Genomic DNA, 25,096 nt, shown 5'->3' on the forward strand with positions numbered 1-25,096 from the left:
GGGGGCAGGATGCACTACCCCTTCAAAACCTCAAAAACTATCCTCGTCGCTACAGATTTGCCAGGTTTTTACCCACAAATTTTCCTGAAGAGCCTATAATCTTTCATCCCATAAGGATATCATCCATCGCCTAAAGGCGAGGGGTTTACGGATCCCCTATCGGGGACTCTAAAAATTGTTTCAAAGCGTATCATGTCTCGGCGCCTTAATATATGAGAGGAAATCACCAGCAGTACCTAAAGCAGACAACCAGTAATGTAACACCCGGGCGTGGTCTTCGTTTCTGGCATACCAGTGACCCGGCTGGTGGGATTGCGCGCCTGACCCCGGCCCTGCCCCGGACAGACATCGTGGGTAACCGGTATCACTTGGTCTCGTAGCCCAGATTCGGCGCCAGCCATTTTTCAGCTTCGGCCAAACTCAGCCCTTTGCGTTTGGCGTAGTCTTCCACTTGGTCGCGATTGATTTTTCCCACGGCGAAGTAAGTGCTGTCGGGGTGGGAATAATAGACGCCGCTGACTGAAGCGGTGGGCACCATGGCCTTGGTTTCGGTAAGCCAGATGCCGGTATGTTCTTTTGCATTCAGCAGTTCCCACAGCAGGTCTTTTTCCGTGTGGTCGGGGCAGGCGGGATAGCCCGCGGCCGGCCGGATGCCGCGGTACGCCTCCTTGACAAGTTGGTCTTTGTCGAGCGCCTCATCAGCAGCGTAAGCCCAGAACTCCTGCCGCACCCGCTGATGCAGAAGCTCCGCAAAGGCTTCGGCGAGGCGGTCCGCCAGGGCTTTGAGCATGATGGCGCGGTAGTCGTCGTGAGCCGCCTCAAAACGCCGGATGTGTTCCTCGATGCCGATGCCTGCGGTAAGGGCGAAGGCGCCGATGTAGTCATGCACACCGGTGCTTTTGGGCGCGATAAAATCACTCAGGCAACGATTGGGTCGGCCCGCCGGCTTTTGTTGTTGTTGGCGCAGGTTGTGCAACACGGTACGCACTTCCGCGCGGCGGTCATCACGATAGATTTCGATGTCATCTCCCACCCGGCTGGCGGGGAAGAGGCCAATGACCGCCCGCGCGCTCAGCCAGTGTTCAGCGATGATCTGCTGCAACAGGGTCTGCGCATCGGCGAAGAGTTTCTTCGCTTCCGCGCCTTTGGCGGGATCGTCGAGAATCCTGGGGTAACTGCCGCGCAGCTCCCAGGCGTGGAAGAAAGGCGTCCAGTCGATGTATTCGGCAATTTTGCTCAGGGGGTAATCAGCGAACACTTTTATACCGGTAACGCGGGGTACGGGCGGGGTGTATCTGTCCCAGTCGATGGGCGTCTGATTGGCCCGCGCCTGGTCCAGGCTCAGCCAGGGGGTGTGGCTGCGGCGGGCGGCGTGCTGTTTGCGCACCTGTTGGTACTCGCACCGCAGCCTGCTGATGTAGTCCTCACGGAGGGTATCGCTGATGAGGTTTTGCGCCACTCCCACCGCCCGTGAGGCGTCTTTGACCCACACGGTGGCACCGCCTTGGTAGTGGGGCTCGATCTTCACGGCGGTGTGGGCCCTTGACGTGGTGGCACCACCGATAAGCAGGGGTACGGCGAAACCCTGGCGTTCCATCTCTTTGGCGATGTGGGTCATCTCTTCCAGTGACGGCGTGATCAGGCCGGACAGGCCGATGATGTCCACCTGCTCATCCCTGGCGCTATCGAGAATTTTTTGCGCCGGCACCATCACGCCCAGGTCGATGACGTCGAAGTTGTTGCATTGCAATACCACGCCGACAATATTTTTGCCGATATCGTGCACGTCGCCTTTAACCGTGGCCAGGAGAATTTTTCCGGCGGAACGGTTCCCGTCGCTTTTTTCAGCTTCGATATAAGGGATAAGATAAGCCACCGCTTTTTTCATTACCCGGGCGGATTTCACCACCTGGGGCAAAAACATCTTGCCTTCGCCGAACAAATCCCCCACCACGTTCATGCCGTCCATGAGGGGGCCTTCGATTACTTCAATGGGCCGGGGGAAATGCTGGCGGGCCTCTTCCGTGTCCTGTTCCACGTAGCTGTCGATGCCTTTCACCAGGGCGTGTTCCAGTCGCTTGGCCACCGGCCACTGACGCCAGGCCTGGTCTTCTTTCTTTTCAGCGGCGGGGCCGCCTTTGTAGCGTCCGGCGATTTCCAGCAAACGTTCGGTGGCATCCGGGCGACGGTTGAGCACCACGTCTTCCACCCGTTCGCGCAGCTCCGGCGGCAGCTCGTCGTAGACGGCCAGCTGGCCGGCATTGACAATGCCCATGTCCAGCCCCGCTTTGATGGCGTGATAGAGAAACACCGAGTGAATGGCCTCGCGCACAGGGTTGTTGCCGCGGAAGGAAAACGACACATTGCTCACCCCGCCCGACACCAGCGCATGGGGAAGCTGGTGTTTGATCCAGCGTACAGCTTCGATGAAGTCCACGGCATAGTTGTTGTGTTCTTCGATGCCGGTGGCGATGGCGAAAATATTGGGGTCGAAAATAATATCTTCCGGCGGGAAGCCCACCTGTTCGGTAAGTATCTTGTAGGAGCGGGCGCAGATGTCGATCTTGCGCGCTCGTGTGTCCGCCTGACCCTGTTCGTCGAAGGCCATCACGACGGCGGCGGCGCCGTATTTGCGGATCAGGCGCGCGCGTTCGATAAACGCGCTTTCCCCTTCTTTCAGGGAAATGGAGTTGACCACGCCCTTGCCCTGCAGGCATTTCAAGCCGGCCTCGATGATGGACCACTTGGACGAATCCACCATTACCGGCACCCGGGCGATGTCCGGTTCGGAGGCGATGAGATTGATAAAATCGCGCATGGCCGCCGCGCCGTCCAACATGGCTTCGTCCATGTTGATATCAATGATCTGGGCACCGTTGTCCACTTGCTGGCGTGCCACTTCCAGGGCCTCGCCGGGGCGCTGCTCCAGAATCAAACGTTTGAACCTGGCCGAACCGGTCACGTTGGTGCGCTCGCCCACGTTGACGAACAAGCTGTCCGGGCCGATGTTCAGCGGCTCCAGGCCGGCCAGACGACAGGCCACCTCCGGCTTGGGCAGGGGACGCGGCGGATGCGTGGCGACGGCTTGCGCGATGGCAGTGATATGGGCCGGCGTGGTGCCGCAGCAACCGCCAACGATGTTGAGAAAGCCGCTGGCGGCCCATTCGCCGATTTGTTCGGCCATGGTTTCGGGCGTTTCATCGTATTCGCCGAATTCGTTGGGCAGGCCCGCATTGGGGTGGGCGCTGACCCGGCACTCGCAGATACGCGCCAGCTCTGCCACGTATTGGCGCAGCTCCGCCGCGCCCAGGGCACAGTTGAGGCCCACGGACAGGGGATTGATGTGACGCAAGGAGTTGTAAAAGGCCTCGGTGTTTTGGCCGGACAGCAAGCGCCCGCTCATATCGGGAATGGTGCCGGAAATCATTACCGGCAAGGTCAAGCCCTCGCGCTCGAAATAAGTCTCTATGGCAAACAGGGCGGCCTTGGCATTGAGGGTGTCGAAAATGGTCTCCACCAGAATCAGATCGGCGCCACCGTCCACCAGGCCGCGCAGGGCTTCGTCGTAGGTGGTGACCAGTTGGTCGAAGGTGACATCGCGGGCGCCCGGATTTTCCACGTCGCGCGACACTGATGCGGTAACCGGCGTCGGCCCCAGCACCCCGGCTGCGAAACGGGGCCGGTCCGGCGTTTTGGCCATGGCGTCGGCAGTGGCCCGCTTGGCCAGTTCCGCCGACGCTTTGTTGATTTCGTACACCAGCTCGGGCATCTGGTAATCGCTCATGCCGAAGTGGTTGGCGTTGAAGGTGTTGGTCTCGATGATGTCGGCGCCGGCATCCAGATAGGCGGTGTGGATGTCGTAGATGATGTCCGGCCGGGTCAGCGACAACAGGTCGTTGTTGCCCTTGAGGTCGCAAACGTGGTCGGCGAAGCGGGCGCCGCGGTAATCGGCCTCATCCAGCTGGTAGCCCTGGATCATGGTGCCCATGGCCCCGTCCAGAATAAGTATGCGTTGCTGTAGAAGCTGTTCGATGTGCGACATGCGGCGTTCCTGTGGGCAGGCGGTGAATGTAAGTGTTGGCGCAAAACCGGGTAACAAGCCAGGCGCAGTGACGGCCGGTGTTCTTCACAAGGCCCGGCATTTTAACACCGCCCGTGGCCTCGCACACCGGCGGCGGCGTATACTGCGGTTTTCCCCGAACAAGTGTCATGAAGCCCGTCACCATTGCCACCTTCGACAACATGCCCGCCGCCCACATTGCCCTGGGCCGCCTGCAGGCGGAGGGCGTGGACGCCTGGCTGGCCGATGAAAACCTGGTGCAGACCGACTGGCTGTACGACATCGCCGTAGGGGGCATCAAGCTGCAGGTGGAGGCGCCCTTCGAGGCGCGGGCGCGGCGGGTGCTGGCCACCGACTATTCCAGTCAACTGGACAACTGATGTCTTCCAGGGCGCGGGCCATAGCGTTGCTGCTGCGGGTGTTCGCCTTGTTGCCCTACCCTGCCACCCAGGCGCTGGGCTGGGCAGTGGGCCACCTGCTTGCCATGGTGCCCAACACGCTGCGGGACACCAGCCGCACCAACATTGCCCGCTGTCTGCCTGAACTCGGCGCGACGGCGCAGGCCCGGCTGTTGCGGCGCAGCCTGGTGGAAACCGGCAAAACCATGTTAGAAGCGGGTGCGGTGTGGCATTGGGAGGGCGGGCGCGCGCTGGCACTGGTGCGCAAGGTGTACGGCGAGCAGCACGTGCGTGATGCCCTGGCAGCCGGCCGCGGTGTGATTCTGGCCACGCCCCACCTCGGGCAGTGGGAACTGATGGGCCTTTACTGCTCGGCCCACTACCCCATCACCACACTCTACCGCCCCCCGCGACAGACGGAACTGGACGGTGTGATCCGGCGGGCCCGGGAGCGGCTGGGGGCGCATCTGGTGCCTGCCGGCACGGCGGGGGTGCGGGCGCTGTACCGCGCCATTGGGCGGGGCGAGGCGGTGGGGCTGTTGCCCGATCAAATGCCCAAGGGTGGGGAAGGCCGGCTGGCGCCTTTTTTTGCTCAGCCGGCCCATACCATGGTGCTGTTGTCGCGTCTGGCCATGAAAACCCGGGCGCCGGTGGTGTTCTGTTATGCCCGGCGCCTCACCGGAGGGCGTGGTTTCCAGGTGCATTTTCTGCCGGCACCGGCGGTGCTCAATGAAGGCACCCTGGCCGCATCGCTGGCGGGCGTGAATGAGATGGTCGAACGCTGCGTGCGCACATGTCCAGAGCAGTATCAATGGGGCTACAAGCGCTTTGGCTCAGCACCCGCGCCCTGACGCCCGCCTCATCCCCGGTTCCAGTGGCGCTGCATTTCGTAGTACAAAAATGACGCGGTCCAGGTGATCAACAGCAGGCCGGTCAGCGACTCCAGTCCCGCCAGATGTCTGAGATGGCCGTAAGGGGCGATGTCGCCTACGCCCAGGGTGGTGAACGTGGTGTAGGAGAAGTAAATGCAGTCGGTGAATGAACCGTCGAAGTTGCCGCTGAACCGGCCCCATTGCGCATTTTGTGACAGAAAATAATAGGCGGCGGCAAACAGAACAATTTCAATGCTATGGGCAACCAGGGCGCCGAACACGCCAATGACGATCCGCAAGCGGTGCTTTATTCTCATCTGCGGGATGGCAGCCGAGGTGCGGTACAAAAATTCATAATGTATGAGCACTGCCAGGGCGATGACGGAACCGATGACGATGATGACCATATGGTTTGCGGGAACGCGGGGACCGAGCGGGCCGCAGGCTCCTAAGGCCGGCTCCGCCGGCTGGCCAGCCACTTTAACAATGGCGTCCATTGTTCCAGATCCTGCGCCACGGACGACGGAGGCAGCTCGAAAATGCCCAGGCCGCGTTCGGCGGCACGGATATAGTTTTGGGTGTCACGCAAGGTGGCCACGAGGGGGATTTTCAGCCCTGCCAAAAAAGACGCCAGTTCGTTAAAAATCAGGGTGTTCTCCCGTACACGGTTGGCCACCAGGGCGAGTTTGACCTCCCTGCGTTCCACTTTGCCGACCCGCAGCAGCTCCTCCACAAAGTGGGCGGCGGCGCGCATGTCTATGGGGGAGGGAAGAACCGGCAGCACCAGCGTTTCAACCTTGCGCACGATATGGGTGAGGTCTCTGCCGTGCACCCGGGCGGGCGCGTCCATGATGACGTAATCGGTGTTCTTGCCAAGGCGCAGGGGGTTTTTCCACGCGGCGATGCCTTTGATGTAGGAACAATCAGCCGGGCGGGCCGCCAGCCAGTCCATGCTGCTGCCCTGGGGATCAAAGTCGGCCAGGGTGACTTGCTTGCCCGCGCCGGCGAAATAGGCGGCAAGATTGGTGGCCAGTGTCGTTTTGCCGCATCCTCCCTTGGCGTTGAGCAGCATGATGGGCCGCATGTCTTTCCTCCTTGGCGTGCGCGTGGCGGGTTAGGGACGTCGCCAAATTATAGCGGGCCGGCGGCGAAAGCTTCGCTCAGAAATGCCCGTCAATCCAGACCCAGGTGAATCCACAGCTCGTCAATGCGCCGTTTCACCGCCGCGTCCATGGTGATGGGCCGGCCCCATTCGCGCTGGGTCTCACCGGGCCATTTGCTGGTGGCGTCCAGGCCCATTTTTGATCCGAGTCCGGACACCGGCGAGGCGAAGTCCAGATAATCGATGGGCGTGTTGTGAATCATGACCGTGTCGCGGGCCGGGTCCATGCGGGTGGTCATGGCCCAGATCACGTCTTTCCAGTCACGCACGTTGATGTCATCGTCGGTGACGATGACAAACTTGGTGTACATGAACTGGCGCAGAAAAGACCATACCCCCAGCATGACCCGCTTGGCGTGGCCGGGGTATTGCTTTTTGATGCTGACACAGGCCAGGCGGTAAGAACAGCCTTCCGGCGGCAGGTAAAAGTCCACGATCTCCGGAAATTGTTTTTGTAAGAGGGGCACGAACACTTCGTTGAGGGCCACCCCCAATACGGCCGGCTCATCCGGCGGCCGGCCGGTGTAGGTGCTGTGATAGAGGGGCTGATCGCGGTGAGTGATGCGCTCCACCGTGAACACGGGAAAGCGGTCCACCTCGTTATAGTAGCCGGTGTGGTCACCGAAGGGGCCCTCGTCCGCCATCTCGCCGGGGTGGATCACCCCTTCCAGCACGATTTCGGCAGAGGCGGGAACATGCAGATCATTGCTGGTGGCTTGCACCAGTTCGGTCTTGCTGCCCCGCAGCAGGCCGGCGAAGGCGTATTCCGACAGGCTGTCGGGCACAGGCGTCACCGCGCCCAAGATGGTGGCGGGATCGGCGCCCAGGGCCACGGCCACCGGAAAGGGCTGGTCCGGGTGGGCGGCCTGCCAGTCGCGAAAATCCAGCGCCCCGCCGCGGTGGGCCAGCCAGCGCATGATGAGCTTGTTGCGGCCGATCACCTGCTGGCGGTAGATGCCCAAGTTCTGCCGTTCTTTGTGGGGGCCTTTGGTGATCACCAGGGCCCAGGTGATCAGCGGTCCGGCATCCCCCGGCCAGCAGGTTTGAATGGGCAGAGTGCTCAAATCCACCTCATTGCCTTCGATGAGATGCTCCTGGCAGGGGGCTTTTTTCACCACTTTGGGTGCCATGTTCAGCACCTGCCTGAACACGGGCAGTTTGTCGAAGGCATCGCGCATACCCTTGGGCGGTTCCGGTTCCTTCAGACAGGCCAGCAGTTTGCCCACCTCCCGCAGGGCATCCACCGAGGCCGCCCCCATGCCCAGGGCCACCCGCTTGGGCGTGCCGAACAGATTGCCCAGCACGGGGATGGCATAACCGCTGGGGCGTTCAAACAACAGGGCCGGTCCACCCCGGCGCAGCACCCGGTCGCAGATTTCGGTCATTTCCAGACGGGGATCCACTGGCGCGGTGATCCGTTTGAGTTCACCGGCCCGTTCCAGTTGGGTGAGAAAATCACGCAGGTCGCGGTATTTCACGGCGGACTCACCCGAAGGCGGGACGGGGCCATCACCGCCCGAACTCCGCGATCACCGGCGCATGATCCGAGGGCCGCTCCCAGCCGCGGGGCGTTTTGTCGATGCGGGCGCCGGTGCACGCGGCGGCCAGGGCGGGGCTGGCCAGAATGTGATCGATGCGCAAGCCGAGGTTGCGGCGGAAGGCGGCCATGCGGTAATCCCACCAGGAGAACTCGTTTTCCGCTTGCCTGAACAGCCGGTAGGTGTCCGCCAAGCCCGCTTTTATCAGGGCCTGAAAGGCGGTCCGCTCTTTGGCGCTGCAAAGCACACGGCCTTCCCAGAGCTGGGGGTCGTGCACATCGCGGGCCTCGGGTGCAATGTTGAAATCGCCGATTACCACCAGCTTGGGATACTGGCGCAGTTGGTTTTCGACGTAAGCCCGCAACGCGTCCAGCCAGTTGAGCTTGTAGCGGTATTTGGGCGAGTCCACATGCTCGCCGTTGGGCACGTATAAATTGAGCAGGCGGACATCGCCGTAGGTGGCACCCAGCACCCGCCGCTGGGGATCATCCAGACCCGGCAGACCGGTGACCACGTCAGCGGCGTCCACTTTGCTCAATATGGCCACGCCGTTGTAGGTCTTCTGACCGGCATACACCACGCGATAACCGGCCCCGCCAATGGCGTCCACGGGGAATTTGTCGTCAGTGAGCTTGGTTTCCTGCAAGCCAAGGAGATCGGGTTGTGCGGTCCCTATCCATTCCAACACATGGGGCAGGCGGACTTTTAGGGAGTTGACATTCCAGCTCGCCACTTTCATCGTGGCGCGGCCCGGCGGGAGGCTTGGCGGCAGCAGCGGCAAACGGTCATTGCAGGCACCTGGCGGCTTTCAGTCCGTCCTGTCCTTCACACAACCCATGGCCCGCGGCCCGGGGTCTTTGATGGCCACCAGTTGCGCCTTGTCGCGAAAGCCCCGGCGGGTGTCGCCCAGCAGACCTTCCTCCCGGTAGACCACCGGCCTGAGCGGCTGAAACAGGTACCACAATTCCCCGTCCGCCAGGCGCCACTCGGGGATTTTCGGTCCGGCGTCGGACAAGGCGGTGCGGGTGAAGGTCTGGAAAAACAGCAGCCCGCCCACGGTGAGGGCGTCGATGATGGCGGGAATCAGAGGGCGTTCCAGGTAGTGGGCGACCACGATCACGTCAAACCGGGCCGGTGGCAGTATGCAGGTGCTGAGATCCTTGCTCTCAGCCCTCAGCGGCAGGCCGCGCCGGTGGGCGATGGCGCCCAGTTTCTCCACCGCCACGGGGGAGATGTCCCAGGCCAGGGTGTCCAGTCCGTGCTCCGCCAGCAACAAGGCATTGGCCCCCAGGCCACAGGCCAGATCCAAGGCGGTGCCCCCGACGGGCAGCAGATGTTGATTCTCGCTTAAAACTTCCGCTGGATCACCCGGTAAATCAGCGTCCAGATAGCGTTGGTCCCACTTTTCGCGGGTGGAAGTGTTGCTCATGGTGCTCCTTGGTTGTCGTTACTGCGGGCCCGTTTCAGATTTGCTCCGTTCGCGTTTGCCCATCCACACGCCAATCAACACCGGGCCGACAATGACCGTGATGACGGCCAGGATGACCAGAAAATCGCCCCGCAGGGATTCAAACTGGGAAACGATGGACAGCACGGCCACCACGGCGGCGGTGCAGGCCGCGTAAGTCAGAAAACGCACGAGATCTTTCATGGACTTCTCCTCGCCCCGGCTGCGGGCGTTGAAATGGAAGCGATGGGACAGAAAAGACATTTTACATGGTTTTTCTTCAACGGCGCCAAAAGGCGGGCGTGAACAGCACCAACAGGGTGAAGATCTCCAGCCGCCCCATCACCATGGCCAGGCACAGCACCCATTTGGCGGAATCGTTGATGCTGGCGTAGTTGGTGCCCACCTCACCCAGACCCGGACCCAGGTTGTTGAGGCAGGCGGCCACGGCGGAAAAGGCCGTGATTTGATCCAGGCCGGTGAACATCAGCAACAGCATCATGCCCACGAACACCGCCACATAGGCCGAGAAGAAACCCCACACCGAGTCGATGATATTGTCCGGCAGGGGTTTGTCCCCGATCTTGATGACAAACTGGGCGTTGGGGTGGATCAGGCGTTTGACTTCGCGGGTGCCTTGTTTCAACAACAATAGAAAGCGGATGACTTTCATGCCGCCGCCGGTGGAGCCGGCGCAGGCACCGATGAAACTGGTGAACAACAACAGCACGGGTAAAAAACCGGGCCAATGGTGGTATTGCGCGGTGGTGAAACCGGTGGTGGTGCCAATGGACACGGCTTGAAAGATGCCGTGGTGCAAGGCGCTTTCCGGCCGGGTGAAGGTGCCGGTGCCATACAGATAGCCGGTGGCCACCAGGGCCACGATGGCCAGAATGGAAAGATAAGTGCGCACTTCCGCGTCCAGCAGATAGGGTTTGAGGCTGAGGGCGCGCCAGGCCATGAAATGCAGGGCAAAATTGACCCCCGCCAGCAGCATGAACACCACGGCCACCACCTCGATCAGCGCGCTTTCGAAATAGCCGATGCTGGCATCGTGGGTGGAAAAGCCACCGATGGCCACGGTGGAAAACGCGTGGGTGACGGCGTCAAACCCCCCCATGCCCGCTGCCCAGTAGGCCAGAGCGCAGGCCACGGTAAGGCCCAGATAGATGTACCACAGGGCTTTGGCCGACTCGGCCAGGCGGGGCGCGATTTTGGTGTCCTTGATGGGACCCGGCGTTTCCGCCCGATAGAGCTGCATGCCGCCCACCCCCAGCATGGGCAGAATGGCCACCGCCAGCACGATGATGCCCATGCCGCCCAGCCATTGCAGCTGCTGGCGGTAGAACAAAATTGAGTGCGGCAGCTCGTCGATGCCCACCAGCACCGTCGCCCCGGTGGTGGTCAGTCCCGACAGGGACTCGAACACCGCATCGGCGAAGAGCATGTGGGGCCGCTCCGACAACATCAGGGGGATAGCACCCGACAGGCCCAGCACGGTCCAGAACATCAGCACCACCATAAAGCCGTCCCGCACCCGCAGTTCGCGGCGATAGTGCCGTACCGGCGCCCAGAACAGAAAGCCGGCGCACAGCAGAATCACAAAACCGAGCAGGAAAGGCATGATGGCGCCGTCGCCGAAATACAGCCCCACCAGCACCGGCGGCAACATGGTGACGCTGAACACCATCAGGAGGATGCCGACGATGCGTTGGATGACGCGTAGCTGCAAAATCCCGCTCCCGCTCCGGGTGTTCAGATAAACGTAATGCCCACCTGGAACAAGCGCTCCACGTCGGCGACCCGGCGCTTGTCCACCAGGAACAAGATTACGTGGTCTTCCGCTTCAATCACCGTATCGCCATGGGCGATCAGGACCTCGTCGCCCCGCACCACAGCGCCTATGGTAGTGCCGGGGGGGAGTTTGATGTCGTTGACGGCACGCCCCACCACCTTCGAGGTGTGGCGGTCGCCGTGGGCCACCGCCTCAATGGCTTCCGCCGCGCCACGCCTGAGGCTGTGCACCACCACCACATCACCGCGCCGCACGTGGGCCAGCAGGCTGCCGATGGTGGCCTGCTGGGGCGAAATGGCGATGTCGATATCACCGCTTTCCACCAGATCCACATAGGCGGCGCGGTTGATCAGGGCCATGACTTTGCGCGCTCCCAGGCGCTTGGCCAGCATGGCAGAGAGAATGTTGGCTTCGTCGTCATTGGTGACGGCGCAAAAAACATCGGTGTTTTCGATGTTTTCTTCCAGCAGCAGCTCGCCGTCGGCGGCGTCCCCCAGCAGCACGATGGTCTTGGTCAGTTCCTCGGCTATGTCCCGGCTGCGGGAGCGATTGCGGTCGATGAGCTTGACCTGGTGCTGGGTTTCCAGGGCACGGGCCAGACCGCGGCCGATGTTGCCGCCCCCGGCGATGATGATGCGTTTGACCGGCTTGTCCAGTTTGCGCAGCTCGCTCATGACGGCGCGGATATCTTTGCGGGCGGCGATGAAGAACACCTCATCGTCCACCTCAATCAGCGTATCGCCCTCGGGCAGGATGGGGCGGCCGCGCCGGAAGATGGCCGCCACCCGGGTATCCACCCCGGGCATGTGCTCGCGCAGAGTGCGCAGTGCCTGACCCACCAGCGGCCCGCCGTAATAGGCCCGCACCGCCACCAGCTGCACCCTGCCGCCGGCGAAGTCCAGAACCTGCAAAGCGCCGGGGTATTCAATCAGGCGCTGCACGTAATCGATGACCACCTGCTCAGGACTGATGAGCACATCCACCGGCAGGGCTTCCTGGGCGAAGATCTCGGGATAAGCCAGGTATTCCCGTGCCCGCACCCGCGCCACCTTGGTGGGGGTGTGGAACAGGGTATAGGCCACCTGACAGGCGATCATGTTGGTTTCGTCGCTGTTGGTGACCGCCAGGATCATGTCCGCATCTTCCGCGCCGGCGCGACGCAAGACATCGGGGTGGGAGGCGTTGCCCACGATGGTGTGCAGATCAAGACGGTCCTGCAGTTCACGCAGACGGGGGGCGTCGGCATCGACAACGGTGATGTCATTGGCTTCGGTGACCAGGGTGGCCGCCACCGAAGCCCCCACCTGACCCGCGCCCAGAATGATGATTTTCATTGTCTGTAGTGTATACCCTGAAGCGGGAGGCTTGTCATCTCCACCGCTTCAGTCTTCCTCGGGGAGCGCGCCCTCGTCGCTGCTTTTCCTCACCGCCTTGGTGTTGATGCCAAGGGCGCGCAGCTTGCGGTACAAATGGGTGCGTTCCAGTCCCACCTGCTTGGCCACCCTGCCCACGCTGCCGCCGGCCAGTTTCAATTGATATTCCAGGTAGGCCTTCTCGAAGCGTTCCCGCGCTTCCCGCAGGGGGAGGTCGAAGCCACCGACCGTCTCCGGCGCACCGTTTTGTGTGGTGCCACTGAGGGCCTTGTCCAGTTCGTCGGCATCAATGTCGTGATCGCCCCCCAGGATCAACAGGCGCTGCACCAGATTTTTCAGTTCGCGCACATTGCCCGGCCAGGGGTAGTGGCGCAGGCGGTTTTGGGCCGCCACGGTGAAGGGGCGGTAGGGCAGGCCTTCCTGGACAACGAAGAAGTCCAGATAGTATTCCAACAGCTCGGGAACGTCCTCGCTGTGCTCGCGCAGGGCGGGCACCCGCAGGGGAACAATGCTGAGCAGGTAATACAAATCTTCGCGAAAGCGGCGGGCCTGCACCTCCCGGGCCAGATCGCGGCGGGTGGCGGCGATGATGCGCACGTCCAGCGCCACCGGCTCCACGCCGCCCACGCGCAGACAGGCGCCGCTTTCCAGGGCGCCGAACAAGCGCGCCTGCAGGGTCAAATCCATGTCCCCCACTTCGTCGAAGAACACCGTGCCACCGGCCGCCTGCTCCAGCAGGCCGTAGCGGATGCGGCCGTCTTGCTCGGCGCCGAACAGCTCCGCGGCGGGGTTTTCCCGCATCAGCACCGCCGCGCCCACTTCGACAAAGGGCCCCTGGGCACGGGGGCTCAAGGCATGGAGATAGCGGGCGCACAGCTCCTTGCCACTGCCCGGCTCGCCCTGGATCAGCACCCGCGCTTCGTGCTGCGCCACCCGGCGGATCTGGTCGCGCAAAGTCTCCATGGCGGCGCTGCGGCCCAGGGGCTCGGTGAGGGGGCGGGCATGACGCCGCAGGCCCTGGTTTTCCGAGGCCAGCCGGGCAGCTTCCAGGGCGCGGCTGACGCTGAGCAGCAGCTTGGCCATGGACAGGGGTTTTTCAATGAAATCGTAGGCGCCCAGGCGGGTGGCCTCCACGGCCGTTTCCACAGTGCCGTGGCCGGACATCATGATCACCGGCTGGACGTGGTCCTTGTCCGCGTTCCATTCCTTGAGCAGGCTGATGCCGTCCACGTCGGGCATCCAGATGTCCAGCAGGACCAGATCGGGCCGGCGGCTGCGGCGCGCCGCCCGGGCCTGGGCGCCGTTTTCCGCCACGGCCACGGAATAGCCCTCGTCTTCGAGGATGTCCTTCACCAGGATGCGGATATCCTCTTCGTCATCCACCACCAGAATATGGGCTGCGCTCATGAGGCCTCCAAATTCACGGCTTTGCGGGGACCTGCGTCGTCTTCCACCGCCACCGGCAGGCGGATGGTGACGCAGGCGCCGGGGCCGGCGTTTTCTGCGGTAATCATTCCGCCGTGTTCCTCCACAATTTTTTTGACAATGGCCAGACCCAGACCGCTGCCCTTGGGTTTGGTGGTGACGTAAGGGTCGAACACCCGCCCCAGCAGCCCGGGGGGGAAACCGGGCCCGTTGTCCATCACCTGCACGGTCACCATGGGGTCTTGGACATCGCGCTCGGTCCGGGTGATGAGCCGGACGCGGGGTGCTTTCTGCTCGCGCACGGCCTCCAGGGCGTTCTTGATCAGGTTGTGCAGGAGCTGGCGGAAGCGGCCCGCATCCCCCTCGATGTCCGGCAGCGCCGGGGCCAGATCCACCTGGATGTCGGCGCGGTGGGCACGATAGAGTTCCACCACCTCGGTGATCACTTCGTTCAGATTCAGGCTGACCCGTTCCAGCTTGGGAGTGTAAGCATAGTCGGAAAAGGCTTTCACCATACCCTGCATGGCCACCACCTGTTGCACGATGGTGTGGGTGGCGCGGTCCAGCACATCCGCCTCCCGCGGTGCCAGGTGCGGCAGGCATTTGTGGCGCAAACGCTCCGCCGACAAGCGGATGGGGGTGAGGGGGTTTTTGATTTCGTGGGCCAGGCGCCGGGCCACTTCCCCCCAGGCGGCGTCCCGCTGGGCCTGCACCTGGGCGGTGATGTCCTCGATCAGGATCACATAACCGCCCTTGCCCGCCACCCCGGGCAGCGCCGCCCCGCCGCAGCTCAGCACCTGCCGCCCCGCGGCGCTGAACACGGTAATCTCGCCGCGCCACTCGCCGGCGCTGGCGCACATATGGTCGGCAATGGTATCGAGGAAATGGTGCAGCTGGGGGCGGCCCCGGGCCAGATCCGGCAGCTTGTGCCCCAACATCTCCACCAGGGGAATGCCCAGGATCTGGCTGGCCGCCTGGTTGACAATGCGCAGCACCTGGTCTTCGTCCACAGTCAGCACGCCGGAGGACAGACGCGCCAGCACCGCTTCCAGATAGGCCCGCTGGCTTTCGATCTCGCGCTGGCTGTGGCGGGCCTCGTCACGGGCCTGGGCCAGTTTGGCGGTCATGTCGTTGAAGGATTCCACCAGCACCCCGAACTCGTCGTGACTGGGCAGGGGCAGGCGCCGGTCGTAGTCGCCGGCGGCTACTGCGCGAGTGCCGATGGCCAGGGTGCGGATGGGCGAGACCAAACGCCGCGCCGCGTAAAAGGCCACCCACACCGCCGTGAGCAGACTCAGCAGCAACACCAGAGACAGCGTCAGCATAAAGCTGAATTTCAAAGGATCGCGCAAAAAGGCCAGCTGCTTGTAGCGGGCATAACTGCTTTGCACCGCTTTGGCCAGTGCCGCCACCTGATCGGGCACCGGGTAGAGCGCCTGCAGAATGCGGCCACCGGGGCCGCTGAGGGGGGCCACCACGCGGATGTTGAGGCCGGCGCCGCGGATCTCGTCCAGCCCCACGTAAGTGATGCCCTGGCGCAGTTGCAGCAAAATGCCGTCGTCGGGCACCACGGGAAAAATCGTGTCGATGCCGCTGGTGGACAACACCTGGCCGCTGCCGGTGAGCAGGGTCAGCTCCCCCATGCCCGGCTGGGTGAGCAGGCGCAAGGTGTCGCCCGCTTCCTCCGGTGCCACCCGGCTCAAGCGGTCCGCCAGGCTTTCCGTCTGCCGCAAGAGATCCCGCATGCGCCCTTCCAGCACTGTGCGGCTTAAGGTCATGGAGTTTTCCATGGCCTGATCCATACGCACATCGAACCAGCTGTCGATGCCGCGGCGCAGAAAATCCAGGGAAAAGTAATACACCAGAGACACCGGCACCACCGCCAGCAGCACAAACACCACCACCAGGCGCACCGTCAGACGCGAGCCGGTGGCCCCAGCGCGGTACTGGCGGTAGAGGCGCAGCATGTTGATGCTGATCAGGTACAACAGCAGCACCAGCTCCAGCACATTGACCACCAGCAACACCGAGTACAAACCCTCGAACTCTTCCGAATGCTGGGTGGCGCGCCCCATGAGATAGAGGGAGGCCAGCAACAGGCAGAACAAGGCCAGAATGGGGGCGATGCCCGTGCCGAGGCGGCGGATCAGCGCAAGGTCCATGAGAACGGTTCACTCACCATGCGCCAGGATGAGGAAAAATAAGCCAGCACCCGCAGGGGCACGGGCAGGGACTCGATATCCAGCACCGCCCGCAAATTGACGTGATAGGTCTCACCGTCTTCCAGCAGACCGGCATCCAGAAAGGGCAGGTCGACGATACGCCCCAGGGCCGCCAGCGCCATATCCAGATCAGGGTAGTAGCTTTGCACGCCGGTGTTCACATTGGTGATGGTGTAACGCCGGGTCAGGGCCTCGTAGTTGATGCGGTAGCGCTGGCGCAAAGCGGTGACGGTGTCGTCCCACAGGTAATCCCGCTGGCGGGTGATGTCAATCTGCAGCTCGATCACCAGGGGCAGCCCCTTGTCCAGGGCTTCCAGGGCATTGGGGCTGAAGCGGTAGTCCACCACGGCATGGAGGCGGTAGACCCCGTCCCGCAACACGCTGCCGGCATCCCGGATGGTGATGCCGGGTGCCGCCGCCTGGGCGCCGACGCTGAGCCAGCACAGGCACAGACCCAACAGCCGGGACAGACCGCCCCGGCCGTTTTTCAGCCAGTATTCAATGCTTGCGCAAGCAGGCATAGTAAAAACCGTCCATACCACCACATCCCGGCGGCAGCAGGCAGCCGGGAGAGACCGCCAGGCCGGCGGGCAGGTTCACAGGGAGGGCGTGGGCATCCCCGTGGCGGGCAAGAAAATCGCGTATCTGTCCTTCGTTTTCTTCGGGCAGAACAGAGCAGGTCACATAAACAAGCATACCGCCCGGTGCCAGCAGCGGCCACAGGGCCTGAAGCAGCCGTCCCTGCCCTGCCACCAGGGCGGCGATGTCTTGGGGGCGGCGCAGGTATTTGATGTCAGGGTGACGGCGTATCACGCCGCTGCCGGAGCAGGGCGCATCCAGCAGGATACGGTCAAACGTTCGACCGTCCCACCAGCTCGCCGGTTCGGTGGCATCCCCGGCCATGACGGTGGCCTGCAGACCTGAGCGGTGGAGGTTGTCGCGCAAGCGCTCAAGCCGCTCGCCGGGCAGATCCACGGCCACCACTGCCGCCAGATCCGGTTCCGATTCCAGGGCGTGACAGGTTTTGCCCCCCGGCGCGGCGCAGGCATCCAGCAGGCGCATCCCCGGCGCCAGCTGCAACAAGGAGGCGCTGAGCTGGGCGGCGGCATCCTGCACCGACACCCAGCCGTCAGCGAAACCCGGCAGCCGGGCCACGTCCACGGGGCGGGCCAGGGTGAGGGCCGCCGGGACGTGGGGCACGGCTTGCGCAGCAAGGCCCTGCTCTTGCAACAGGGACAGGTATTCATCCCGGCTGAGCCGCGCAAGGTTGACCCGCAGCGTCATGGGCGGGCGCTGATTGCCCGCGGTCAGAATGGTTTGCCAGTGGCCAGGCCGGCCCGTCCGCAGGACGTCTATCCACCACTGCGGATGCATCCAGCGGGCCGTCTCGTCGTCAGCGGTCTCCCGCTCCAGCTCGGTGATCCGGCGTTGAAAGCCGCGCAACACGCCATTGACCAGGCCCGTGGCCCAGCTTTTGTCCAGGACCCGCGCCGCACCCACCGTATCCGAGACCGCGGCGTGCGCCGGAATGCGCAGGGCGGTGAGTTGATACAAACCGGTCATCAGCAGGCAATAGAGGTCGCGATCCTTGTGTTTCAGGGGCTTTTTCAGCAAGCGCGCCAAATACGCCTCCAAACGGGGGCCGCTGCGCAAAGTGCCGTAGACCAGTTCCTGCGCCAGGGCCCGCTGGGAAGAGGCCAGCGACGCCAGTGGAGGGGGCAGGGCCTGGGACAAGGACCGGCCTTGTTCCATCACGGCCCAGACAATACGCGCCGCCGTGGCGCGGGCGTTCATGTTTTAATTCTCGCCAAAGCGTTCGCCCGGCGCCAGGTTCTGGGCGTTGAGAAAATCCGCCACGGCCATGCGGCGCCTGCCCGGTGCCTGCACCTCCAACAGGCGCAGCACGCCGGCGCCCGTGGCCACGTCTATCCCCTGGCGCGTGACGGCGAGCACCGTGCCCGGCGGCGTATCGCGGCCGCCTTCCAGGCAACTTGCCGACCACAGCCGCAGGGTCTGGCCCCGCCAGGTGGTCCGGGCCACCGGCCAGGGGTTGAAGGCCCGCACCTGGCGTTCGATCCGGGCCGCGGGCTGGCGCCAGTCCACCACCGCTTCGGCCTTGTCCAGTTTTCTGGCATAGCAGGACAGGGCATTGTCCTGGGGCTGGGGAACGAGGGCGTTGTCAGCCATCTGATCCAGCGCCCGCACAATGGCGGTGGCGCCCAGGGCGGCCAGTTTGTCGTGCAAGGTGGCGGCGGTGTCGGCCGGGTCGATGGGACAGCGCAACCGGAGCAGCACATCACCGGTGTCCAGCCCCTCGTCCATCTGCATGATGGTGATGCCGGTTTCCCTGTCTCCAGCCAGCAACGCCCGTTGAATAGGGGCCGCGCCGCGCCAGCGGGGCAGGAGAGAGGCGTGAATGTTGAGGCAGCCGCGGGGAAAGGCTTCCAGCACCGCGCGCGGCAAAATCAAACCATAGGCGGCGACCACCATCACCTCGGGGCGATGGCCGCGCAGGCTGTCCAGTGCTGCGGCGGATTTCAAGCCAGCGGGCTGATACACGGGCAGGCCGTGTGCCAGGGCCCGTTGCTTCACCGGACTGGGCGTGAGCTTGCGGCCCCGTCCGGCGGGCCGGTCGGGCTGGGTGTAGACCGCCACCACTTCGTGCCCACATGCGATGAGGGCCTCCAGGGCCGGGGCGGCGAAGTCGGGGGTGCCGGCGTAGACGATGCGCATCGACGTGGTCATGGGTCCTTTGTGGGTCTGTGGTGCGGTCAGGCCTGCTGCGGGAAGGGTGCCCCCATTGCTGGCGATTTCGCTTCGTTTCACTCGTCCCGCGCCACTGTCGCCGGAGCGGGCCGCTTACTCCTTATTCTTTTGCAGCAGGGCCTCATAGTCGTTATTGAGCAGTCGCGTGCGAATCTTGTTCAAAGCACGCAGATCCTGGGAAGGCCCCACCCGCACCCGGTACCAGCTCACGCCGCTGTCTTTGAAGACGGGCTCGATGTGGGCCTCCACGCCCAGCAGGGCCAGTTCGGCCTTGAGCCGGTCGGCATCGCTGAAGGCGCGAAATGAACCCACCTGCAAAAAATAAGTGCCGGGTTTGCGCAGGCTTTCCGGTTTTGCCGATTCGGGCACCGGCACTTCCATTTCCGGGAGCAGTTCGTAGAAGTCGAAATCCAGGGTGTTGGAGGGCGCGCCTGGTGCGGCGGCCGGAGCGTTCGCCACAGGCCCGGCCTTGGTTTTCGTCCGCGCCGGGCCTTGTTGCAGGTAAGCCGCCAGCCCGATGGCCAATCCGATGGCCAGCCCGGTCACGCCCCAGACCCAGCCGGGCGCGCCGTGGCCGGTACTGCCGGGTTTTGGTTTCTTTTTAGGGGTCGCTTGCGCCATGTTACATGGCTTCCGGCGCGGACACGCCCAGCATGTCCAGCCCGTTGGCGATCACCTGGCGTACGGCACTGATGAGATTCAAGCGGGCGTCGCGCAGGGCGTCGTCGTCCACCAAAAACTGGTGGGCGTTGTAATAGGTGTGCAGTTCGTTGGCCAACTCGCGCAGGTAGTGGGCCAGCAGGTGGGGCTCGTGACCCAGCGCGGCGGCTTCTACAATCTCAGGGTAGTGCGACAAGCGGTAGAGCAGTGCTCGTTCGTGCTCTTCGTGCAGCAGGTGCAAATTGCGCCCGCCCCGCGCCTCATCCCGCACCAGTCCTTTTTCCTTGAGCTGTTTCAGCACGCTGCACACGCGCGCATGGGCGTATTGCACGTAGTACACAGGGTTGTCCGAGGATTGGGACTTGGCCAGGTCCAGATCAAAATCCAAATGTTGCTCGGCCCGGCGCATGACGTAAAAGAAACGGGCGGCATCGCAGCCCACTTCCCCGCGCAGTTCGCGCAAAGTGACAAACTCGCCGGAGCGGGTGGACATGGACAGCTTCTCGCCGCCCCGGTAGAGAATGGCGAATTGCACCAGCAGCACGTCCAGCCGCGCGGGGTCTTCGCCCATGGCCTGCAGGGCGGCTTTGACGCGCGGCACATAGCCGTGATGATCGGCGCCCCACACATCCACCACTTTGTGAAAGCCGCGCTGGAACTTGTCCAGGTGATAGGCGATGTCGGAGGCAAAATACGTCGTCTGGCCATTGTCGCGCACGAGAACGCGGTCTTTTTCATCACCGTAGTCGGTAGAGCGGAACCACAGCGCGCCGTCTTTTTCATAACAGTGGCCCGATTGTTTCAAGCGCTCAATGGTCTGCCGCACTGCACCGCTGGCGGTGAGGGAGCGCTCCGAATACCAGTCGTCGTAGGTCACACCGAACTCGGCCAGATCTGCGCGAATGTCCGCCAGCACTGTGTTCAGCGCCACATCGAATACTGCGCGGTAATCGTCCCTGCCCAACAGCGTTTTGCAGCGCTCGATGAGAGCGTCGATGTGTTCTTCCTTGTCGCCTTCCGGCGCATCGGCGGGCAGATCCGCCATCACCAGCGAAGCGCTGCGGCGCAGACGTTCGCCGTGAATGCGGCGCAGGTCCGCCGCCATTTCCCGCACGTACCCACCCTGGTAGCCGTTGCTGGGAAAACGGAGGGTCTCACCCGCCAGCTCCAGATAACGCAGCCACAGGCTGGCGGCGAGAATGTCCATCTGCCGTCCGGCGTCGTTGACGTAGTACTCCCGGTGCACCCGGAAGCCGGCCGCGTCCAGCAGGTTCGCCACCGCCGCGCCGTAGGCCGCGCCCCGCCCGTGACCCACGTGCAACGGGCCGGTGGGGTTGGCGGAGACGAATTCAACCTGCACCGGCTTGTCGTTCCCCACCGTACTGCGTCCGAAAGCCGGACCGGCACGTAAAATGTCGCTCACCACCGCCTGCCACGCCGCCGGGCTCATGAAAAAATTGATGAAACCGGGTCCGGCGACAGCCACCTTCGCCACCGTATCCGAGCCGGGCAGTCGCGCCACCAGCGCCTCCGCCAACTGCCGCGGCGCCTGGCGGGCCGGCCCGGCCAGGGCCAGGGCCAGATTGCTGGCGAAATCACCATGCCGGCGGTCGCGGGCGCGCTCCACTTTGACGGGAATGGCCGCCACCGCCTCCGCCGGTGCGAGACCGTCGGTCACCAGGCTGTTCAAGGCCGCTTGGAGCAGGGATTCGAGATGGTGTTTCATGGCGAGGGGGCGGAAAAAGTAAAGCAGCGTATTATCCGGGTTGCCACTGCGCTTTCAAGTGGGCGCCAGGGCAGGCGCTTCAACGCGTGTCGAACGAATTAGAGTTTAGGAGGGGCAGATTCGAATCAGGTTCTCAACCAGGCAGTTGAGATTGTGGGCTAATCGCCGTAGATGTACGAGACGATGGTGTGCCCCAGGTTGCTGATGATTTCCTTCTGCAGCTTTTGCACCGCCTTGGTCTCGGCCTCGGCGAAGTTCAGATGCCCTTCGCGGCCGTGCCTGGAAATGGCGCCGAAGATTTTGCCGGTGTGGCCGTTGATCAAATCCAGGTTTACCGCCCAATGCACGAACTTCCAGCGGGGGAGGTCGGCGTTTTTGAACTCCACCTTGCCCCTCAGCAGCACGTCTTTGTCCGCCATGCGGCCACCGGCACTCACGGCGAACCCGGCCTGGGTCAGTGCTTCGCGCAAGGCAGCGCGGATTTCCCTGCCGTGAGGGCCCTTGATTTCGACACCGAAGCGCATGTCTTTACGCAGCAGCCGCTCAATATCGTTGCTGATCTGCGTCACGCTCACGCTTGGTGAGACTCCCTGTCCGGTGCCGTTCACGGTGCCGAGATCGGTATTGTAAATCTCCCGCTCCAAGGCCAGCCGTTGAACACGACGATAGTTGCGCACCGCCTCGATTTTGTCTGCGGAAGCGGACACCTGCTGCAGCAGGGCGTCAATGTCGCCGTCGATGGCGGTGATTTTATTTCGCAATGCCGCCGCTGCCTGGGCCCGGTCCAGCACGGCCAGAGCGTAAGTCACCCGGTGGCGCCGGTCCACCCATACTTCAGCGATGTGGACGTTGCTGAGGGTTTTGTTGGTCACCACCGTGGTCGAACGGTCGATTTCCGTATCGGTGCTGAGGCGCACTTTGCCGCCCTGCTCGGTTTTGCGGGCCCGCTCTCGCACGTCGATGGCGGCATCCACCTGGGCTTGAAATATCCTGGCGATGGCGGAATAGGCGGCATCTTCCGCTTCTTCCCGGGTGCCGCCGCTGCCCACGGCGCTCAGGTAGCGCTCATGGGGATATGCAAAACTCTCCTCACTGACCCAGTCGGGCTCAGGAGCGGAAATATCTTCCAGCGCAAGGGGGGCGGGCGGCGGCGGAGGCGCTTTGCCGGGCTGGCCGGCACAGGCAGTCAGGCCGGCGGCGGCCACCACTGAGGCGAGATGCAAGGCCCTTGACCTGAATGGCCGGCTCGTTTTCATCGTTGATGTTCTCTTCCGCGCCCCGCCCGCCCGTTACCGCCTGAGGCGGGCGAGGGCCTTGGCGGAATGCTTTTTGAGCTTGCGCACCCGGGTGTTCCGCTGCACTTCTTCCAGTGTGCCGATGTAGCGGCGGTCGCCCGAGGCCCCCAGCACCCGGCACAGCCAGGCCATGGCGTCCATGTGATGACCATCGCCCGTGCGTTGCTGGTAACCCCTGAGCAGTTCGTCTTCCACCACTGCCAGCAGACCCGGCTCATACAGGGAGCGCCTGATGATGGTCTTGGCCGCCACTTTGACATCCCTGGCGCGCCGGGAACGCAGCATCCGCACATAACGCTCATGGCCCGGCCGGACCTGTTGCACCGCGGGGGGCGGCGCTGCGGGCACGCTTTGTTCGCGCTGCACCTCGGCGCGCATGGGGGCGGCGCTCACCGGGGCCGGGGCGCTGCGGGAGCCGCCGATGAGCACGATATCGTCCACCCGCACCGCGCTGTTTTCTTCAATGATGCTGGTGGCAGACAGGGAGTCGCCAATCGTCCGCTCCACCCGCAGCGTGGCCACATTGACCCGGTCGCGCCCGAGCACCCGGCCCGACGCGGGATCCCGGTAGATCTCGCCCATGCGCTCGATCCTGAGCACCGAATCCGGCCGCACGCCGTCCTGCCTGCCCAGGCTGACGATGATTTCCTTGCCCTTGATCTTGACCACCTTGCCCCGCAGCGGCACGTTGGCGGCGATTTTGTCCACCAACAGCTTGATTGCCGATTGAATGCCTTCCTCGCCGTTGGCATTCACCGTTTCCGCCGCCTTGACCCGTGCTTCTTCCACGTCCACCAGTCGCACGTTCATGACGAGGGTGTTGCCCAGCTTGTTAATGCTCCCCATGGCCATCCACTCCACCGCCAACAGCTTGCCCACGGCGATGACATCGTCATCGGTGGCACCACTGAGCTGGAAGGTCTGCTCCGCCAGGATTTTGTTCATCTGGTTGCGTTCGGTCACATGGAAAAAGCCGGTTTTGAACAGCTCCGTACGCAGCAGATCGGAGGCGCTCAGGGCCAGTGACTCGGACACGCCAAAGGCATCCAGGTCGTTCACGGCGATTTTGACTTTTTCCGCCGCCAGAGCGACCCGGACGCAGACCGCCAGGCCCAGAAAAAGTGCGACGGTGAGGATAATGCGAATGAAGGGGAGCGGGTGCGGACGGGCGCGCGGACCCGGACAAGGAGCAAGCGTGTAGCCGTCAGACATTGTTTTTTCTCCAGAGGGTGAGCCCAAGGGCTGACATCCTCCCGGACATCACGCGGACCCATGCTCGCGCCAGGGGGCGCGACGGTTTGCGTCACTATAGCGCGTATGGTCGCCCCGTCAACACCGTCGCCCGTCCCTGGCGCAGCTCACGCCCCGCCTGCACTTGTTCTTTGAATCCCGGAGGAATTTTCTGCAATCGGAAATACAACGCGTATTCCGTTGTGTCAGAAAATCCCCTGTGAATCATACGTTCCACGCGGTCATCCCCCCGCTGGTGGGCGATGCAGTCTGGGAGCCGGTCGGATTCAGGGGGATAGCGCGAAAACGTGGGAAAGCGAGGGCAGAGTGCCGCAATGTTGGGGCGCATAGGGGACGCCACGCCACGAAAAGCCGTGGCAACAGGGAGCGCTCTCCCGGTTTGGCAGCCGATTCATCTTAAACCCGACCGGCCCCTAGACTGCCAGATGGCGGTGAATCAAAGCCTCGCTCAGCGCCCCCATGAGGTCCGCTGCCACCACCCGGCCTTTTTCCAGTAAACAAAAGCGGTCACCGACACGGCGGGCGAAGGGGAGTTTTTGTTCCACCAGCAGGACAGTAAGGCCTTCTTCCCGGTTCAGACACTGGATCACCTCGCCGATGAGCTGCACGATGTTGGGTTGTATGCCTTCACAGGGCTCATCGAGGATGAGCAGTTCGGGTTCCACCATCAGGGCCCGGCCGATGGCGAGCTGTTGTTGCTGGCCGCCGGAGAGATCACCGCCGCGGCGGCGGCGCATGTCGTGGAGCACAGGGAACAGGTCGAAGATACGCTGGGGAATGCCCTTTTTGCGGCGCCCGGCGGCCAGGGCGGTGAGCAGGTTTTCTTCCACGGTAAGCTGGCTGAAGATGCCGCGGCCCTGGGGCACGTAACCGATACCCAAACGGGGACGGAGTTCCACCGTGCGGCCCAACAATGATTGACCGTTGAAGCTGACCTCGCCGGAGGCCGCCGGCACCAAGCCCATCACCACGTTCAGCAAGGTGGTCTTGCCCATGCCGTTGCGACCCATGAGCACGGTGCACTGACCCTGGGGCACGTCCATGTCCACGTCCCACAGGGTGTGGGACTGGCCATAGTATTGATTGAGTCCTGTGATACGGAGCAT

21 protein-coding genes are annotated in these 25,096 nt (G+C 63.3%); 2 read left to right on the forward strand and 19 right to left on the reverse strand.

Annotated elements, in window-relative coordinates:
• Window positions 1-364 precede the first annotated feature (364 nt).
• A complete protein-coding gene (gene metH, locus ENJ19_01030) occupies window positions 365-4,042 on the reverse strand; it encodes a methionine synthase (protein HHM04311.1) in 3,678 nt (1,225 codons plus the stop codon).
• Window positions 4,043-4,209: 167 nt separating this feature from the next.
• Between metH and ENJ19_01035 the strand changes: the two genes are divergently transcribed.
• Window positions 4,210-4,440: a hypothetical protein gene (locus ENJ19_01035; protein HHM04312.1), complete on the forward strand. Its 231-nt coding sequence runs from the start codon at window positions 4,210-4,212 to the stop codon at window positions 4,438-4,440.
• Window positions 4,440-5,309, forward strand: a complete 870-nt coding sequence (locus tag ENJ19_01040; GenBank protein HHM04313.1) for a lipid A biosynthesis acyltransferase — start codon at window positions 4,440-4,442, stop codon at window positions 5,307-5,309. The genes ENJ19_01035 and ENJ19_01040 overlap by 1 nt, the downstream gene beginning before the upstream one ends.
• A gap of 8 nt (window positions 5,310-5,317) precedes the next feature.
• Here ENJ19_01040 and ENJ19_01045 read toward each other — a convergent pair whose 3' ends face one another.
• The 18 genes from ENJ19_01045 to urtE all read right to left on the reverse strand — a co-directional run bounded on the left by ENJ19_01045 (window position 5,318) and on the right by urtE (window position 25,096).
• Complete coding sequence (locus ENJ19_01045) at window positions 5,318-5,737, reverse strand: two pore domain potassium channel family protein (protein ID HHM04314.1); 420 nt, start codon at window positions 5,735-5,737, stop codon at window positions 5,318-5,320.
• Between the two features lie 41 nt (window positions 5,738-5,778).
• Window positions 5,779-6,414, reverse strand: coding sequence for a chromosome partitioning protein (locus tag ENJ19_01050; protein ID HHM04315.1), 636 nt, complete (start codon window positions 6,412-6,414; stop codon window positions 5,779-5,781).
• 89 nt (window positions 6,415-6,503) lie between these two features.
• Window positions 6,504-7,970: a 4-hydroxy-3-polyprenylbenzoate decarboxylase gene (locus ENJ19_01055; protein ID HHM04316.1), complete on the reverse strand. Its 1,467-nt coding sequence runs from the start codon at window positions 7,968-7,970 to the stop codon at window positions 6,504-6,506.
• 31 nt (window positions 7,971-8,001) lie between these two features.
• Entirely contained in the window at window positions 8,002-8,769 is a 768-nt protein-coding gene (xth, locus tag ENJ19_01060; protein ID HHM04317.1) for an exodeoxyribonuclease III, read from the reverse strand.
• 69 nt (window positions 8,770-8,838) lie between these two features.
• Window positions 8,839-9,459 (reverse strand): methyltransferase domain-containing protein, encoded by a 621-nt coding sequence (locus ENJ19_01065; GenBank protein HHM04318.1) that lies wholly within the window; start codon window positions 9,457-9,459, stop codon window positions 8,839-8,841.
• Between the two features lie 18 nt (window positions 9,460-9,477).
• A complete protein-coding gene (locus tag ENJ19_01070) occupies window positions 9,478-9,681 on the reverse strand; it encodes a hypothetical protein (protein HHM04319.1) in 204 nt (67 codons plus the stop codon).
• Between the two features lie 76 nt (window positions 9,682-9,757).
• Window positions 9,758-11,209 (reverse strand): potassium transporter, encoded by a 1,452-nt coding sequence (locus ENJ19_01075; GenBank protein HHM04320.1) that lies wholly within the window; start codon window positions 11,207-11,209, stop codon window positions 9,758-9,760.
• A 23-nt stretch (window positions 11,210-11,232) separates the two neighbouring features.
• On the reverse strand, window positions 11,233-12,606 hold the full coding sequence (trkA, locus tag ENJ19_01080; GenBank protein HHM04321.1) for a Trk system potassium transporter TrkA: 1,374 nt from the start codon (window positions 12,604-12,606) through the stop codon (window positions 11,233-11,235).
• A 48-nt stretch (window positions 12,607-12,654) separates the two neighbouring features.
• Window positions 12,655-14,052 carry a sigma-54-dependent Fis family transcriptional regulator gene (locus ENJ19_01085; protein ID HHM04322.1) on the reverse strand — a complete coding sequence of 466 codons (1,398 nt, stop codon included), beginning with the start codon at window positions 14,050-14,052 and terminating at the stop codon, window positions 12,655-12,657.
• Window positions 14,049-16,232, reverse strand: a complete 2,184-nt coding sequence (locus tag ENJ19_01090; protein ID HHM04323.1) for a HAMP domain-containing protein — start codon at window positions 16,230-16,232, stop codon at window positions 14,049-14,051. Before ENJ19_01090 ends, ENJ19_01085 begins: the two co-directional genes overlap by 4 nt.
• Window positions 16,217-16,813, reverse strand: coding sequence for a DUF4390 domain-containing protein (locus ENJ19_01095; GenBank protein HHM04324.1), 597 nt, complete (start codon window positions 16,811-16,813; stop codon window positions 16,217-16,219). Before ENJ19_01095 ends, ENJ19_01090 begins: the two co-directional genes overlap by 16 nt.
• Window positions 16,791-18,086: a 16S rRNA (cytosine(967)-C(5))-methyltransferase RsmB gene (gene rsmB, locus ENJ19_01100; GenBank protein ID HHM04325.1), complete on the reverse strand. Its 1,296-nt coding sequence runs from the start codon at window positions 18,084-18,086 to the stop codon at window positions 16,791-16,793. Before rsmB ends, ENJ19_01095 begins: the two co-directional genes overlap by 23 nt.
• Window positions 18,087-18,089: 3 nt before the next feature.
• Window positions 18,090-19,025, reverse strand: coding sequence for a methionyl-tRNA formyltransferase (locus ENJ19_01105; protein HHM04326.1), 936 nt, complete (start codon window positions 19,023-19,025; stop codon window positions 18,090-18,092).
• A 126-nt stretch (window positions 19,026-19,151) separates the two neighbouring features.
• A complete protein-coding gene (locus tag ENJ19_01110; GenBank protein ID HHM04327.1) occupies window positions 19,152-19,679 on the reverse strand; it encodes an SPOR domain-containing protein in 528 nt (175 codons plus the stop codon).
• A gap of 1 nt (window position 19,680) precedes the next feature.
• Window positions 19,681-21,444, reverse strand: a complete 1,764-nt coding sequence (locus tag ENJ19_01115) for an arginine--tRNA ligase (protein ID HHM04328.1) — start codon at window positions 21,442-21,444, stop codon at window positions 19,681-19,683.
• A gap of 158 nt (window positions 21,445-21,602) precedes the next feature.
• Entirely contained in the window at window positions 21,603-22,700 is a 1,098-nt protein-coding gene (locus ENJ19_01120; protein ID HHM04329.1) for a hypothetical protein, read from the reverse strand.
• Between the two features lie 33 nt (window positions 22,701-22,733).
• Window positions 22,734-23,951 (reverse strand): hypothetical protein, encoded by a 1,218-nt coding sequence (locus ENJ19_01125; GenBank protein ID HHM04330.1) that lies wholly within the window; start codon window positions 23,949-23,951, stop codon window positions 22,734-22,736.
• 452 nt (window positions 23,952-24,403) lie between these two features.
• On the reverse strand, window positions 24,404-25,096 hold the full coding sequence (gene urtE, locus ENJ19_01130; protein ID HHM04331.1) for an urea ABC transporter ATP-binding subunit UrtE: 693 nt from the start codon (window positions 25,094-25,096) through the stop codon (window positions 24,404-24,406).

Source organism: Gammaproteobacteria bacterium, assembly GCA_011375345.1.
Taxonomy (GTDB): Bacteria; Pseudomonadota; Gammaproteobacteria; order DRLM01; family DRLM01; genus DRLM01.